We start from the raw sequence: 14359 nt of genomic DNA on the forward strand, positions 1-14359 counted from the left end.
TCAGGACAGATCGGCACCCCTCTGCGGACGCATTTCCGGGCGCCCTTCGAACTTCGACACGGGCCGCCGCGCCGCGAGACACTGGGCGCATGCCTCAGAACGTCCGGATCGGCACCCGTGCGAGCGCGCTGGCGCTGACGCAGACCGGCCACGTGGCCGACGCGATCGCCCGCCTCGGCGACGTCGAGATCGAGACGGTCCGCGTGCGCACCGACGGCGACCGCCTCGCCGGGTCGCTCAGCACGCTCGGCGGCACAGGCGTCTTCGTGACCGCGCTGCGCGACGCCCTGCTCGACGGACGGTGCGACGTCGCCGTGCACTCCCTCAAGGACCTGCCGACCGCCGACCCCGACGGGCTCGCGCTCGCCGCCGTCCCGCCCCGCGAGGACCCCCGGGACGCCCTGTGCGCGCGCGACGGCCTCACGCTCGCCACCCTGCCCGCAGGCGCCACGATCGGCACCGGCTCACCGCGCCGGGCCGCCCAGCTGCGCGCCGCCCGCCCGGACCTCGAGGTCGTCGACATCCGCGGCAACGTCGACACGCGCCTCGGCCGCGTCGCCGGTGCCCGGACCACGCCCGCGCCCGACCCCGACAAGCCGTCGCCCCGGGGCGACCTCGACGCCGTCGTCCTCGCCCGCGCCGGGCTGGCCCGCCTCGGACGGCTCGACGCCGTCACCGAGGTGTTCGACGCCGACGTCATGCTGCCCGCCCCCGGGCAGGGGGCGCTCGCCGTCGAGACGCGCGACACCGGCATCGGCGTCGACGCGCACAGCCCGCTCGCCGACGCCCTGCGCGCCCTCGACCACCGCCCCACCCGCCTCGCCGTCCTCGCCGAGCGCGCCCTGCTCGCCCGGCTGGAGGCCGGCTGCGCCGCACCCGTCGGCGCGCTCGCGGAGCTGGACGACGCGACCGGCACGCTCACGCTGCACGCCGTGGTGGCCCGGACCGACGGGTCCGCGGTGCTGCGACGCTCGGCGTCCGCGCAGCGCACGGGGTCCTCGGCGCCCGACCGGGCCTCCGAGGAGGCCGCCGCCCGCAGCCTCGGCGAGAACCTCGCCGAGCTGCTCCTGGAGGCCGGCGCGGCCGACCTCGCCGAGCTCGGTGCGCGCCGGTGAACGACCGGCCCGCCGCACTCGCCGGCCCACCCACGGGCCCGCTCGCCGGCTGGCGCGTCCTCGTGCCCCGGCCCGTCGCCGGCAGCAGCCCGGCCGCCGTCGCGCTCGCGGCGGTCGGTGCCGAGGCGGTGCTCGTGCCGCTCGTCGCGACGGTCCCCCCGGACGACGTCACCGCCCTCGACGACACCCTCCTCGCCCTGGGCGCCGGCTGGTACGGGTGGCTCGCCGTGACGAGCGCCGCGGCCGTCACCGTCCTGGAGGCACGCGCCGCCGCCGGCGGGACGACGCTCGCCACGCTCGTGGCGACCGGCGGGGTCACCGTCGCCGCCGTCGGACCGGGTACCGCACGCGCCCTGCGCGAGGCCGGCGTCGAGGTGCAGCTCGTCCCGCGCGGCGAGTCCACCGCCGCCGCGCTCGTCTCGGCCTGGCCCGCGCCTGACGCACGTCCGCGCGTCCTGTTCCCGCGCGGCGACCTCGCCGCCCCCACGTTCGCGGACGGGCTGCGCGCCCGCGGCTGGCGGGTCGACGACGTGGTCGCCTACCGGACGGTCCCCGCACCCCCGCCACCCGAGGACGTGCGTGCGGCGTGGTCGTCCGGTGAGATCCGGGCGGCGCTCCTCACGTCCGCGAGCACCGTCCGCGAGCTCCACGACCGGCTCGGCACGCCGCCGGCCCGCACGCTGCTCGTCGCGATCGGCCCCACGACGGCGGCGGAGGCCGCCCGGCTCGGGCTGCCGCTCGCGGGGATCGCCGCCACCCAGACGATGGCGGGGCTGGTCGCCGCGCTCGTCGACGCGGCGGCGGTGGCCGAGGGGAGGACGGCGCCGGCCGCCGACACCACCGGCGAGGCCACCGACGGCGCCACCGACGACCGCGTCGCCCGTTCGGCCGTCACCGGATCGGGGGACGCCGCGTCCCCACCCGGTGCTGCGCCGCCGCAGCCCCGAGCCGGCGGGACATTCGTCTCCCCCGCCGCCACCCCGTCCGTCCCGCAGCAGCCCGGCGCCCCCGGACCCGAGGAGATCGCGTGACCACCCCCACCCCCGGCCCCGTCCCGCACCCGGGCCGCGTCCGGCTCCGCCGCACCCGCTCGACGCCCGCGATGCGCCGGCTCGTCGCCGAGACCCGGCTGCACCCCGCGCAGCTCGTGCTGCCCCTGTTCGTCCGCGAGGGGCTCACCGAGCCGCGGCCGATCGCGTCGATGCCCGGCGTCGAGCAGCACACCCGTGACTCGCTCCGGAAGGCCGCTGCGAGTGCCGCGGACGCCGGGCTGGGTGGCGTGATGCTGTTCGCGGTCCCGACGGTCCGGGACGCGGTCGGGTCGCAGGCCACGGACCCCGACGGGATCCTCAACCTGGCCATCGCGGACGTGATCTCCGAGGTCGGCGACGCGCTCGTCGTGCAGGCCGACCTGTGCCTCGACGAGTTCACCGACCACGGGCACTGCGGCGTGCTCACCCCGAGCGGCGCCGTGGACAACGACGCGACGCTCGTCCGCTACGCGGAGATGGCCCTCGCGCAGGCGTCCGCGGGCGCCCACCTGGTGGGGCTCAGCGGGATGATGGACGGCCAGACGGGCGTCGTGCGCGACGCGCTGGACGCCGCCGGCTTCGACGACACCGCCGTCCTGGCGTACGCCGCGAAGTACGCCTCCGCGTTCTACGGACCGTTCCGCGACGCCGTCGAGTCCGCCCTGGTCGGCGACCGGCGCACGTACCAGATGGACCCCGCGAACCGCCGCGAGGCCGCCCGCGAGGTCGCCCTCGACATCGCCGAGGGCGCCGACGTCGTCATGGTGAAGCCCGCCATGTCGTACCTCGACGTGCTCGCCGACGTCGCCGCCGTCTCGACCGTTCCGGTCGCGGCCTACCAGGTTTCCGGCGAATACGCCATGATCATGGCCGCTGCCGCGCACGGATGGATCGAGCGCGAACGGGCGATCCTGGAGTCCGTGCTCAGCATCCGGCGTGCGGGTGCCGATCACGTCCTCACGTACTTCGCAACTGAGCTGGCCGGGTGGCTGGCGGAGGAGAACCGATGAGCCCGAACGGGGTCGAGGAGCTGGCTGCGGTCGGCACGACGAGCGCCGAGGCGTTCGCGCGGGCCCAGGCCGTGATCCCCGGTGGGGTGAACTCCCCGGTGCGGGCATTCGGGTCGGTCGGCGGCACGCCGCCGTTCATCGCCTCCGCACGCGGCGCGTACGTCACCGACGTCGACGGGCACGAGTACGTGGACCTCGTCGGGTCGTGGGGTCCGGCGCTCCTGGGGCACGCGCACCCCGAGGTCGTCGCCGCCGTGCAGGACGCCGCCGCGCGCGGGCTGAGCTTCGGCGCCCCCACGGTCGCCGAGGTGGAGCTCGTCAACGAGATCCGGCACCGCCTCCCCGCCGCCGAGAAGGTCCGCCTGGTGTCGACGGGCACCGAGGCGACGATGACCGCGCTGCGGCTGGCCCGCGCGTTCACGGGCCGCGACCTCGTCGTGAAGTTCGCCGGCTGCTACCACGGGCACGTCGACGCGCTGCTGGCGTCCGCCGGCTCCGGGGTCGCGACGCTCGGGCTGCCCGACTCGGCGGGCGTCTCCGCCGCGGTCGCCGCCGAGACGATCGTGCTGCCGTACAACGACGTCGCCGCCGTCGAGCAGGCGTTCGCCACGCACGGCGACCGGATCGCCGCCGTCATCACCGAGGCCGCGCCCGCGAACATGGGCGTCGTGCCGCCGCTGCCGGGGTTCAACGCGACCCTGCGCCGCCTGACGATCGAGCACGGCGCGCTGCTCGTCCAGGACGAGGTGCTCACCGGGTTCCGGGTCGGGTACTCCGGCTGGTGGGGGCTCGAGGGCCTGCGCGAGGGCTGGGCCGCGGACCTGTTCACGTTCGGCAAGGTCATCGGCGGCGGTCTGCCTGTCGCGGCCGTCGGCGGGCGTCGGGACGTCATGAACCAGCTCGCCCCCGTCGGGCCCGTCTACCAGGCCGGCACGCTGTCCGGGAACCCGGTCGCCACCGCGGCGGGCCTGGCGACGCTGCGGCTCGCCGACGCGTCGGTGTACGCGCAGGTCGACGCCGTGTCCGCGCAGCTGCGGACCGAGATCTCGTCCGCCCTGGCCGCCGAGGACCTGCCGCACGCCGTCCAGTGGGCCGGGAACCTGTTCAGCACCTTCTTCGGTGCCGCCGGGGCCGCCGGTGCACGGGACTACGCGACGGTGCTCACCACCGAGTCGTGGCGGTACGCGCCGTTCCACCGCGCCCTGCTCGAGGCCGGGGTGTACGCGCCGCCGTCGCCGTTCGAGGCGTGGTTCGTGTCCGCCGCGCACGACGACGCCGCCGTGGACCGGATCGTGTCGGCGCTGCCGGCCGCCGCGAGGGCCGCAGCCGAGGCGCCCCAGCCGGGAGCCTGAGCCGGGCGGCCTCGCGCCGTCTCGGTCACCGGGCGGCGCGCGTCAGGCCAGGGTCGGCGGGTCCGTCTCGGTGCTGGGCGCGGGCCGCGGGAAGGGCACGGCGGGCGTCGGCGTCCACATCGGCGGCCCGAGCACGAGCTCCGCGAGCCCGAAGAACGCCGCCGCGCGTCCACGCTCGGCCGCGACGGTCAGCGGCTCGATGCGCTCGTTCCAGGTGCCGGCACCCGGCCGCGGGGTCCGCTCGTCGCGGGGTCGTTCCGGATCGCGTCCGCCCATGTCCCCGCCTCCCCGTCGCCGTCGCCGGTGCGCCGTCGCCGGCCTTCGTGGCCGGTCGCCGCGTCAGAGTATGGAGGACGGAGCGGTCGGATGCGACATTTCGGGCGCGTCGCCTCGTCCGGGGTTCCCGGTCCGCGCCGCCGGTCGGGCGTGCGGCGGGTGCGAGGTCAGGCGGTCGGGGTCGCGACCGGGGCGGCGGTCTCGTCGTCGAGCTCGGCGAGGTCGGTCGTGAGCGCCTGGGCGGCCTCACGCTCGACGGCCCGCTCGGCGCGGTAGGCCCGGACCGACCACGCGATCGCAGCGATCCACACGAGGGCCAGCGCACCGAGGATCAGCCCCTCGGCCGGGGTGCCCTTGAGCCCGACGGCGTCGCTGCGGACGAGCGTGCGGGTGTTGGTGAGGACGATGATCCCGCCGACGGCCGACCCGAGGATGCGCGGCGGCAGGTGGCGCACGAGCCAGGCGGCGAGCGGGGCGGCCGCGATGCCGCCGATGAGGAGCGCCGCGACCCACACGAAGTCGATGCCCTGCGAGCCGAGGGTGAGGAGGAACCCGAGGCTGGCGGCGAGGGCGACGAGGAACTCGCTGGTGTCGATGGAGCCGATGACCTTGCGGGGCTCGAGCCGGCCGCTCGCGAGCAGGGCGGGCGTGCCGACGGGTCCCCAGCCGCCGCCCCCGGTGGCGTCGACGAACCCGGCGACGAGGCCGAGCGGGGCGAGGAAGCGCTTGCGCAGAGGCAGGTGGAGACGGTCCTTGCGCAGCCCGAAGAGCGTGAACCGCACGAGGATGTAGACGCCGAGCGCGAGCAGCACGGTCGACATGAGGGGTGCTGCGGCGTCGGTCGCGAGGCGGGACAGGACGGTCGCGCCGAGGAACGAGCCGATCGCGCCGGGGACGCCGACGCGCAGCACGACCTTCCAGTCGACGTTCCCGAACTTCCAGTGCGAGATGCCGGAGACGAGCGTGGTGCCGATCTCGGACAGGTGCACGGTGGCGGACGCGGCGGCGGGGTTGGTGCCGATGGCCAGCAGGAGCGTGGACGAGGTGACCCCGTAGGCCATGCCGAGGCTGCCGTCCACGAGCTGGGCGGCGAACCCGACGAGGGCGAGCAGGATCAGAGCGGGCACGGGAACCACCAGGCGCAGGGGACGAGAGCAATTGATCGATAATTCCGACCAGCTTGCTCCCGATACAAGTGCCGTCTCGTCAGTCGAGACCCGAGTTCACGATCCGGACACCCGTCAGGGGTTGTCCCACGCCCCCACGGTGGCCGCGAGCGCCTTGACGTGGTCGGGCAGCTCGCCCGCGACGAGGCTCGCGAGCGTCACCTCGTCGAGCACGGACCGCACGGACGTGCGCAGCGCGACCCACACGTCGAGCAGCGACGCCGCCGACCCGTCGTACGACAGGCTCGGCGGGCGCTCGTCGCGCACCGTGACGAGCGGGCCGTCGACGGCCCGGATCACCTCGGCCAGGCTCACCGACCCGGCGGCGCGGGCGAGCCGGTACCCGCCCGACCTCCCGCGCACGCTCACGACGATGCCGGCGCGGCGCAGGTCGCCGAGGATGCGCTCGAGGAAGGCCGTCGGGATGTCCTGGCCCTGGGCCAGGATCTCGGCCGGCACGGGGTCGCCGTGGGGGCTCGCGGCGAGCTCGGCGCACGCCCGCACCGCGTAGTCGGCCTTCGCTGAGACGCGCATGGCGCTCATTGTCCACCAAGTGGGACGACGGAATACCCCCTAGGGGTATGCTGTTCGAGTGAGCATGACGAGCGACCACGAGCACGCACCCGGCTACGACGCCGCCAAGGAGGACTACCTCAAGCGGCTGCGCCGGATCGAGGGCCAGGTGCGGGGCATCGCGCGCATGGTCGACGAGGACACCTACTGCATCGACGTCCTCACCCAGATCTCGGCCGTCACCAAGGCGCTGCAGGCCGTGAGCATCGGCCTCGTCGAGGACCACCTGGGCCACTGCGTCGTCGACGCCGCCCGCCGGTCGCCCGAGGAGGGCTCCGCGAAGGTCCGCGAGGCCGCCGACGCCATCGCCCGCCTCGTCCGCAGCTGAACCCCACCCGAGGAGCACCCTGATGTCCCAGACCACCACGTTCGGCGTCGACGGCATGACCTGCGGCCACTGCGTGCACGCCGTCACCACCGAGCTGTCCGACCTGCCCGGCGTCACCGACGTCGCCGTCGACCTCGTCGTCGGCGGCTCGTCCACCGTGTCCGTCACGTCCGAGGCACCGCTCGCCGACGACGCCGTCGCGGCCGCCGTCGTCGAGGCCGGCTACGCCGTCACCCCCCGGCGGTCGCTGCTGTGACCACCCGCGCCCCGGATGCCCCGGTCGTCGTCGACCTCGCCGTGGAGGGCATGACGTGCGCGTCGTGCGTCGCACGCGTCGAGAAGCGGCTCGGCCAGGTGCCGGGCGCGACCGCCACGGTCAACCTCGCGCTCGAACGGGCGCACGTGGAGCTGGTCCCGTCCGGAGAGGACGGCGCGCTGGCGGACGACGACGCCCTCGTGGCCGCCGTCCGGCGCGCGGGGTACGACGCGACGGTGCTGTCGTCGCGCCGCCCCGCCCCCGCCGCGACCGTCCTCGACCACGGGGCCCACCACCACGACGCCGCGCACGACGACGGCCACCACGGCATGGACCCCGTCGAGCACGCCCTGTCCGGGCACTCGATGGCGCCCGGGCACGACATGGACGCCGACGAGGACACGTCCGCGCCGACCGACGCGCGCGGCGCCGAGCTGCGGGCACGGCTGCGGGTGTCGGCCGTGCTGACCGTCCCGGTGCTGCTGCTGTCGATGGTCCCGGCGCTGCAGTTCACCGGCTGGCAGTGGGTCGTCGCCGCGGCGGCCCTGCCGGTCGCCGCGTGGGCCGCGTGGCCGTTCCACCGGGCGGCCCTGCGCGCGGCCCGCCACGGGGCGTCCACCATGGACACACTTGTGTCCATCGGGATCGTCGCCGCGACGGGCTGGTCGCTGTGGGCGCTGCTGCTCGGCGGTGCCGGTGAGCTCGGCACGACGATGACCCCCACGCTGGTCCCGGCGACCGGCATGGAAGGCACGGTGCCGGAGCTGTACTTCGAGGTCGCGGCCGTCGTCACGACCTTCCTGCTCGCCGGCCGGTACGCCGAGCACCGGTCCCGCCGGCGGGCCGGCGACGCCCTGCGGGCGCTGCTCGACCTCGGTGCGAAGGACGTCGCGCTGCTGGTCACCGGCCCGGACGGGGTCCGCACCGAGCAGCGCGTGCCCGTGGACCGGCTCGGGGTCGGCGACGAGTTCGCCGTGCGGCCCGGCGAGAAGGTCGCGACCGACGGGGTCGTCGTGTCCGGGACGAGCGCCGTCGACGCGTCGCTGCTCACGGGCGAGCCCGTGCCGGTCGACGTCGGCCCCGGCGACGAGGTCACCGGCGCGACGATCAACACGTCGGGCGCGCTCGTCGTCCGTGCCACACGCGTCGGCGAGGAGACCCGGCTCGCGCAGATCGGCCGCCTCGTCGCCGCCGCCCAGACCGGCAAGGCGCCGGTGCAGCGGCTCGCCGACCGCATCTCGGCCGTGTTCGTGCCGGTGGTCCTGGTGCTCGCGAGCCTGACGTTCGTCGTCTGGCTGCTGTCGGGCAACGGCACGCAGGCCGCGTTCACCGCCGCCGTCGCGGTCCTCATCATCGCCTGCCCCTGCGCGCTGGGCCTCGCGACGCCGACCGCCCTCCTGGTCGGCACCGGCCGTGGTGCGCAGCTCGGCATCCTCATCAAGGGCCCCGAGGTGCTCGAGCAGACCCGCACGGTCGACACCGTGGTGCTCGACAAGACCGGCACCGTGACCGAGGGCCGGATGGCGCTCGTCGACGTGCTGCCCGTCGACGGGACGCCGCGCGACGACGTGCTGCGGTTCGCGGCGGCCGTCGAGCAGCTCGCGGAGCACCCGATCGCCCGCGCGATCGCGGCAGCCGTCCCGACGGGTGGCCGCGCGACGACCGAGGACGCGGTCGCCGTGGGCGCCGACGGCGTGGTCATCGGCTCGGACCAGGTGCACGACTTCCGCGCGGAGGCCGGTCACGGCGTGTCGGGCGTCGTCCGCGCGGCACACTCGGGCGTCGGCCTCGGCCGCCGGGTGCTCGTCGGGCGCCCGGCCTGGCTGGAGGCGCAGGGCGTCGCGACGGACGCGGCACGCGCCCCGTTCGACGACGCCGAGGCCGCCGGCGGCACCGCCGTGATGGTCGCGTGGGACGGCTCGGTGCGCGGCACGCTCGTGCTGCGCGACCCGGTGAAGGCGTCGTCCGCGGCGGCCGTCCGGGACCTGCGCGCCCTGGGCCTGCGACCGGTGCTTCTCACCGGTGACAACCGGGGCGCGGCGCTCACGGCGGCCGCCGAGGTCGGCATCGCCGACGACGACGTGATCGCCCACGTGCTGCCCGCCGACAAGGTCACGGTCGTCGAGCGGCTGCGGGACGGGGGCGCCCGCGTCGCGATGGTCGGCGACGGCGTCAACGACGCGGCGGCGCTCGCGACGGCCGACCTGGGGCTCGCGATGGGCACGGGCACGGACGTCGCGATCGAGGCGTCCGACGTGACCCTCGTGCGCGGCGACCTGAGGTCCGCGGCGCAGGCGATCCGGCTGTCCCGTCGCACCCTGCGGGTGATCAAGCAGAACCTGTTCTGGGCGTTCGCGTACAACGTCGCGGCGATCCCGCTCGCGGCGCTCGGGCTGCTGAACCCAATGATCGCGGGCGCGGCGATGGCGTTCTCGTCCGTCCTCGTCGTCGGGAACTCCTTGCGGCTGCGCCGCTTCTCCTGACGGGCGTGGCGGCCCGGTGCCGGAGCGGTGACCATGGCGTCGTGACCATGCACGACGACCAGGTCCATGTCGACGCCGCCACGGTGCGCACGCTGATCGACGACCAGTTCCCCCGGTGGCGCGGTCTGGCCGTGTCCGAGCTGCGCACCGCCGCCACGGTCAACGCCGTCTTCCGCGTCGGTCCGGACCTCGTCGCGCGCTTCCCGCTCGACGCCCAGGATCCCGACCGTGCGCGCGCGTGGCTGCAGGACGAGGCCGACGCGGTGTCCGAGCTGGCACGCGCCGCGACGGTCCCGGTGCCGGAACCGGTCGCGCTCGGAGACCCCGGCCACGGCTACCCGCTGCCGTGGACCGTCCAGACGTGGCTGCCGGGCCACGACGCGACGGTGGAGGACCCCGCCGCCTCGGCGGCGTTCGCGCGCGACCTCGCCGCGTTCATCGGGTCGCTGCGCGCGGTGCCCACGCGAGGGCGGCGCTTCTCCGGCGCCGGGCGCGGCGGGCACCTGCCCGACCACGACACGTGGCTCGAGGAGTGCTTCCGGCGCAGCGAGCGCCTGCTCGACGTGCCGCCCCTGCGTGCGCTCTGGGCGGAGCTGCGGCGGCTGCCTGAGGTCGACGCCGACGCGATGTGCCACGGCGACCTGACCCCGCCCAACGTGCTGGTGAGGGACGGCCGGCTGGCGGGTGTCGTCGACGGCGGCGGGTTCGGCCCGGCGGACCCGGCGCTCGACCTCGTCGGGGCGTGGCACCTGCTGGACGACGACCATCGAGAGGTCGTGCGGGACGCGCTCGGGTGCGGCGACGTGCAGTGGCGCCGGGGCATGGCGTGGGCCTTCCAGCAGGCCATGGGACTGGTCTGGTACTACGTCGAGTCCAACCCGACGATGAGCTCCTGGGGCCGGCGCACCCTCGACCGGGTCGTGCGAGCAGCCCAGACCTGACCTGGCCGCTGCGCTCGGGGCCGGCGGGCGCGGTCAGTGGAAGCGGCGGCCCTCGTCGCGGCGGTAGGCCAGGACCGCCAGGGCGGCGAACAGGGCCGTCCAGGCCAGGATCACCACGAGCGCGCCCGCGTACGCCGGGTCGCCCGTGACCGCCTGGACGGCCAGGTCGCGGGCCGCGCGGGACGGCAGGAGCTTCGAGATCGCGTCGAGCCACGTCGGGAACATCTCCGGCGGCAGGAACAGCCCACCGGCGAACGCGAGCGGGAACAGGGTGGCCTGCACGACGGCGATGGCGGCCTTCGACGTGAGCCGGTACCCGATCGCGAGCCCGAGCAGCAGGAACGGCACGGCGACGACGGGCACCATCACGAACGCCGCGAGCGCCCGCACAGGCGTGATCGTCGCAGCGGTGAGCAGCCAGCCGATCACCACGAGCGGCACGAGCGCGAAGTACGACCACACGACCCCGTTGATGACCCGCCCGGCGAGCCGGGGCCCGGCACCGGCCGGGAGCGTCCGCAGGAACGGGTCGAACGGCATCGCCCGGTCCTCGGACACCCCGACGCCGAACGAGAACAGGCACGTCGACATCACCGCGAACGTCCCGAGCTGCGCGACGGCGGCGGTCGCGGCGAGCGGGTCGTCGGCGACGGCCCGCTGCGGGACGACGAAGAACAGCAGCGCCAGCGCCGGGAACAGCAGGTTGCCGAGCACTGCGATGGGGATGCGGATCGTCTCGACGAACTGGAACCGGGCATGCACCACGGCGAGCGTCCAGAACGGGCGCGGGCGGACGGTCAGGGTGCTCATCGGGCGGCCTCCTCGACGGGCTGGTCCGGCGCGGTGACGCCGTCACGGGTGGTCAGGGTGAGGAACGCCTCCTCGAGGGACGCTCCCCGCATCTCGAGGTCGCGGAACGGCACGTCCTGCCGGACGAGGGCCCGCACGAACGCGTCGGCGTCGGACGCCAGCACGGTCCGCCGCACCCCGTCGCCGGACGGCGCACCGTCCTGCACGACGGACGCCCCGGGCAGCCCGTCGAGCCGCACGGACGCCGGCACGGTGAGCAGCACGCGGCGCAGCCCGACGAGCCCGAGCACGGCCGCCAGCGAGTCGTCGGCCAGCACACGTCCGCCCCCGACCACGACGACCCGGTCTGCGAGCGCCTCGATCTCCTCGAGGTAGTGGCTGGTGAGCACGACGGTCGCGCCGTCGGCGTGGTACTCCCGCAGCGCCTGCCACAGGACGTGCCGCGCCTCGACGTCGAGCCCGGTGGTGGGCTCGTCGAGCAGCACGAGCCGCGGCCGCCCGACGAGCGCGAGCGCGACCGCGAGCCGGCGCCGCTGGCCGCCGGACAGTCCCCCGGTCTGCCGTCGGACGAGGTCCTCGAGCCCGAACCGGGCGAGCACCTCGGCGCGGGGCATGGGTGCCGGGTAGTGCCGGCCGACGAGGTCGACGACCTCGCCGACGGTGAGCGTGGGCGGCAGGCCCGTGTCCTGCGGGGTGGTGCCGAGCCCGATGCGTGACGCGGCGTCGCGCGGGTCGCCCCCGAACAGCCGGACGACGCCGGAGTCGGGGCGGCGCAGGCCGCTGACCAGCGACAGCAGTGTCGTCTTGCCGGCGCCGTTCGGGCCGAGCAGCCCGACGAGCTCGCCCTCCTCGACGCTGAGCGACACGTCGTCGAGCGCGACCACGGGCCCGAACGTCCGGGTGACGTTCGTCAGCGAGAGGACCGTCATGACGCACCGCCGAGCACGGTCCGCAGGGTCGTCGTGTACTGCTCGAACGCGACCCGGCCGGCCCCCGTGAGCGCGACGTACGTGGCCGGTGTGCGTCCTTCGTGGGTCTTGGTGATCGTCACGTACCCCGCCTCCTCGAGCCGGCGCAGATGGGTGGACAGGTTGCCCGCGGTCATGTCGAGCAGCTTCTGCAGCCGCGGGAAGGCGATGCGGTCGTCGTGCGCGAGGCCCGCCAGGGTGGCGACGACCCGGAGGCGGGCCTGCGCGTGGATCACGGGGTCGAGCTCGGTCATGGCGCCGCCCGGCCGCGGAGCGTCTCGACGACGCCGGCGGCGAGCATCCCGCCGCCGCCCGCGAGCGACAGCCACAGGTACGACCCGGGCAGCCCGGCGAAGGCGCTGGCCGCGCCGACGAGCGCGATCCACGCGCCGAGCACGTACATGCCGGTCGCGTGCCACATGGCCCCGCCCGCGAGGTACAGCAGGCCGACGACGAGCGCGGCGACGGAGTTCGCGGCGAGCCCGACGACCTCGTCGGACGCCCCTGCGGCGCCGAGCGCGCCGACGATCCAGCTCATCGCGAGGAACCCGACGAACCACGCCCACCCGTACAGGGCGCCCTGCCGGGCGCTGTCGCCGGTGATCCCCCGGGTGCGCCGGACGACGTGCACGATCGTCGTGACGACGGCCGCGACGCCGAGCGCTCCGGCGAGCACGGCGGCGGGCGCGGTCGGGCCGCCGTCGCCCTCCGCCGAGAGCCACATGCCGCCGTAGCCGACGAGCCAGGCGGCACCCCAGACGAGGAACAGCAGGGCGCTCGACGGCACCGTCTGCCGGGCGACGCGACGCTGCGCGCTGATGATCGACAGCGCCTCGGCCGCGCTGGCCGGGGCCGGGTCGGTCTCGTCGTCCATCGGGGTCGCCTCTCGTCTGGTTTGTCCGACAAAGTAGTTTGCGGGCGCCGCGTCGCGCAAGACCCCGCCCAGGCCTCGTCCAGCGCACGTCCAGGCGGCGGTCCTAGGCTCGACGGCATGACGGCCAAGGGCGCTCCCGACGAGCACGCGCTGCCCTCGTCGGGACCCGCCGGAGCCGGCCTCACGACGAGCGACGTCGCCGACCCCGCGACCGGCGGCGACGGTCCCGGGCCCGACGGTCCTGGCCGGTCCGCGGTCCCCCCGCCGAGCGAACGGGCCGTCCGCCGCCGCCTCACCACCGAGATCTGGATCGTCCTCGGGCTGTCCCTGGGCCGCTCCGGCATCTACGCGATGGTCGCGATCCTCGACCGCCTCACCGCCGGCCCCCCGCTCGGCGACCAGACCACCACGCTCAACCCCAGCCGCTCACCCCGCCCCTGGCTCGACCTCATCTACCAGGTGCTCCAGATCGGCTTCGCGCTCATCCCCGTCGCGCTCGCGCTGTACCTGCTGTCCGCGAACGGCCGCTCGGCCGTCCGCCGCATCGGCCTCGACGTCACCCGTCCCTGGCGCGACCTCGGCGTCGGCGCCGGCCTCGCGGCCGCCATCGGCATCCCCGGCCTCGGCCTCTACGCGATCGGCCGCGCGGTCGGCATCACCGTCCAGGTGCAGGCGGAGGCCCTGAACTCCGCCTGGTGGACCATCCCGGTCCTGCTGTTCGCGGCCATCCAGAACGCGCTGCTCGAAGAGGTCATCGCCGTCGGCTACCTCATGGAACGGCTGCGCGACCTGCGCTGGCGGACACCCCTGATCGTGTTCGCGTCCGCCCTGCTCCGCGGCTCGTACCACCTCTACCAAGGGTGGGGGCCGTTCTTCGGCAACTTCGTGATGGGGCTCGTGTTCGCGGAGTACTACCGCCGACGACGGCGGGTCATGCCGCTCGTCGTCGCCCACACGATCATGGACATGGTCGTGTTCGTCGGCTACGCCTCGATCCCCGACGAGTGGCGCGACGCGTTGCACCTGTCGTAGCGCGGCCTCTGCGGCCTTCGCGCCCCACCAGACCACCATGGATGCCGCTACGGGCCGCCTGGTCGACGCTCATGGTGGTCTCGCGGCTCGTGCGCAGCATCCGAGCATCGGATCCCAGCCCCCGTCGCAGATCGAGCCCCCTGT

At 75.4% G+C, this 14359-nt stretch carries 16 protein-coding genes; 9 read left to right on the plus strand and 7 right to left on the minus strand.

Going from position 1 to position 14359, the window contains the following annotated elements; all coding sequences use genetic code 11:
- Window positions 1-89: 89 nt before the first annotated feature.
- From hemC to hemL, 4 genes are read left to right on the plus strand one after another with little or no spacing between them, the layout of a single operon-like run.
- Window positions 90-1115, plus strand: a complete 1026-nt coding sequence (gene hemC, locus Cch01nite_RS13430) for a hydroxymethylbilane synthase (RefSeq protein ID WP_203755569.1) — start codon at window positions 90-92, stop codon at window positions 1113-1115.
- The gene (locus Cch01nite_RS13435) at window positions 1112-2146 is read left to right on the plus strand and encodes a uroporphyrinogen-III synthase (protein WP_203755572.1); all 1035 of its coding nucleotides are present in this window, start codon (window positions 1112-1114) and stop codon (window positions 2144-2146) included. Before hemC ends, Cch01nite_RS13435 begins: the two co-directional genes overlap by 4 nt.
- Window positions 2143-3156 (plus strand): porphobilinogen synthase, encoded by a 1014-nt coding sequence (gene hemB / locus Cch01nite_RS13440; protein WP_203755575.1) that lies wholly within the window; start codon window positions 2143-2145, stop codon window positions 3154-3156. Before Cch01nite_RS13435 ends, hemB begins: the two co-directional genes overlap by 4 nt.
- On the plus strand, window positions 3153-4508 hold the full coding sequence (gene hemL / locus Cch01nite_RS13445) for a glutamate-1-semialdehyde 2,1-aminomutase (RefSeq protein ID WP_203755578.1): 1356 nt from the start codon (window positions 3153-3155) through the stop codon (window positions 4506-4508). Before hemB ends, hemL begins: the two co-directional genes overlap by 4 nt.
- Before the next feature lie 42 nt (window positions 4509-4550).
- Here the strand turns inward: hemL and Cch01nite_RS13450 are convergent, their stop codons facing one another.
- The 3 genes from Cch01nite_RS13450 to Cch01nite_RS13460 all read right to left on the minus strand — a co-directional run bounded on the left by Cch01nite_RS13450 (window position 4551) and on the right by Cch01nite_RS13460 (window position 6484).
- Window positions 4551-4784, minus strand: a complete 234-nt coding sequence (locus Cch01nite_RS13450) for a hypothetical protein (RefSeq protein ID WP_203755581.1) — start codon at window positions 4782-4784, stop codon at window positions 4551-4553.
- A 167-nt stretch (window positions 4785-4951) separates the two neighbouring features.
- Window positions 4952-5911, minus strand: a complete 960-nt coding sequence (locus Cch01nite_RS13455; protein WP_203755584.1) for a sulfite exporter TauE/SafE family protein — start codon at window positions 5909-5911, stop codon at window positions 4952-4954.
- 114 nt (window positions 5912-6025) lie between these two features.
- Window positions 6026-6484, minus strand: a complete 459-nt coding sequence (locus tag Cch01nite_RS13460) for an RrF2 family transcriptional regulator (protein WP_203755587.1) — start codon at window positions 6482-6484, stop codon at window positions 6026-6028.
- Window positions 6485-6548: 64 nt separating this feature from the next.
- Here Cch01nite_RS13460 and Cch01nite_RS13465 point away from each other — a divergent pair, with 64 nt between their 5' ends.
- The 4 genes from Cch01nite_RS13465 to Cch01nite_RS13480 are packed head-to-tail and all read left to right on the plus strand — an operon-like array spanning window position 6549 to window position 10531.
- Window positions 6549-6851, plus strand: a complete 303-nt coding sequence (locus Cch01nite_RS13465; RefSeq protein ID WP_203756232.1) for a metal-sensitive transcriptional regulator — start codon at window positions 6549-6551, stop codon at window positions 6849-6851.
- Window positions 6852-6873: 22 nt separating this feature from the next.
- Window positions 6874-7107: a heavy-metal-associated domain-containing protein gene (locus tag Cch01nite_RS13470; protein WP_203755590.1), complete on the plus strand. Its 234-nt coding sequence runs from the start codon at window positions 6874-6876 to the stop codon at window positions 7105-7107.
- Between the two features lie 50 nt (window positions 7108-7157).
- On the plus strand, window positions 7158-9590 hold the full coding sequence (locus Cch01nite_RS13475) for a heavy metal translocating P-type ATPase (RefSeq protein WP_203756234.1): 2433 nt from the start codon (window positions 7158-7160) through the stop codon (window positions 9588-9590).
- A gap of 47 nt (window positions 9591-9637) precedes the next feature.
- Window positions 9638-10531: an aminoglycoside phosphotransferase family protein gene (locus tag Cch01nite_RS13480; RefSeq protein WP_203756236.1), complete on the plus strand. Its 894-nt coding sequence runs from the start codon at window positions 9638-9640 to the stop codon at window positions 10529-10531.
- Between the two features lie 33 nt (window positions 10532-10564).
- Here the strand turns inward: Cch01nite_RS13480 and Cch01nite_RS13485 are convergent, their stop codons facing one another.
- Genes Cch01nite_RS13485 through Cch01nite_RS13500 form a run of 4 tightly spaced genes read right to left on the minus strand, consistent with a single transcriptional unit; the run spans window position 10565 to window position 13183 of the window.
- A complete protein-coding gene (locus tag Cch01nite_RS13485; RefSeq protein WP_203755593.1) occupies window positions 10565-11341 on the minus strand; it encodes an ABC transporter permease in 777 nt (258 codons plus the stop codon).
- A complete protein-coding gene (locus Cch01nite_RS13490) occupies window positions 11338-12270 on the minus strand; it encodes an ABC transporter ATP-binding protein (protein WP_203755596.1) in 933 nt (310 codons plus the stop codon). The genes Cch01nite_RS13485 and Cch01nite_RS13490 overlap by 4 nt, the downstream gene beginning before the upstream one ends.
- Window positions 12267-12563, minus strand: a complete 297-nt coding sequence (locus tag Cch01nite_RS13495) for a transcriptional regulator (protein WP_203755599.1) — start codon at window positions 12561-12563, stop codon at window positions 12267-12269. Before Cch01nite_RS13495 ends, Cch01nite_RS13490 begins: the two co-directional genes overlap by 4 nt.
- A complete protein-coding gene (locus Cch01nite_RS13500) occupies window positions 12560-13183 on the minus strand; it encodes a hypothetical protein (RefSeq protein WP_203755602.1) in 624 nt (207 codons plus the stop codon). Before Cch01nite_RS13500 ends, Cch01nite_RS13495 begins: the two co-directional genes overlap by 4 nt.
- A 117-nt stretch (window positions 13184-13300) precedes the next feature.
- Here Cch01nite_RS13500 and Cch01nite_RS13505 point away from each other — a divergent pair, with 117 nt between their 5' ends.
- Window positions 13301-14215, plus strand: coding sequence for a CPBP family intramembrane glutamic endopeptidase (locus Cch01nite_RS13505; RefSeq protein ID WP_203755605.1), 915 nt, complete (start codon window positions 13301-13303; stop codon window positions 14213-14215).
- The last annotated feature ends 144 nt before the right edge of the window (window positions 14216-14359 follow it).

Source organism: Cellulomonas chitinilytica (genome assembly GCF_016862675.1).
Classification (GTDB): Bacteria; Actinomycetota; Actinomycetes; order Actinomycetales; family Cellulomonadaceae; genus Cellulomonas; species Cellulomonas chitinilytica.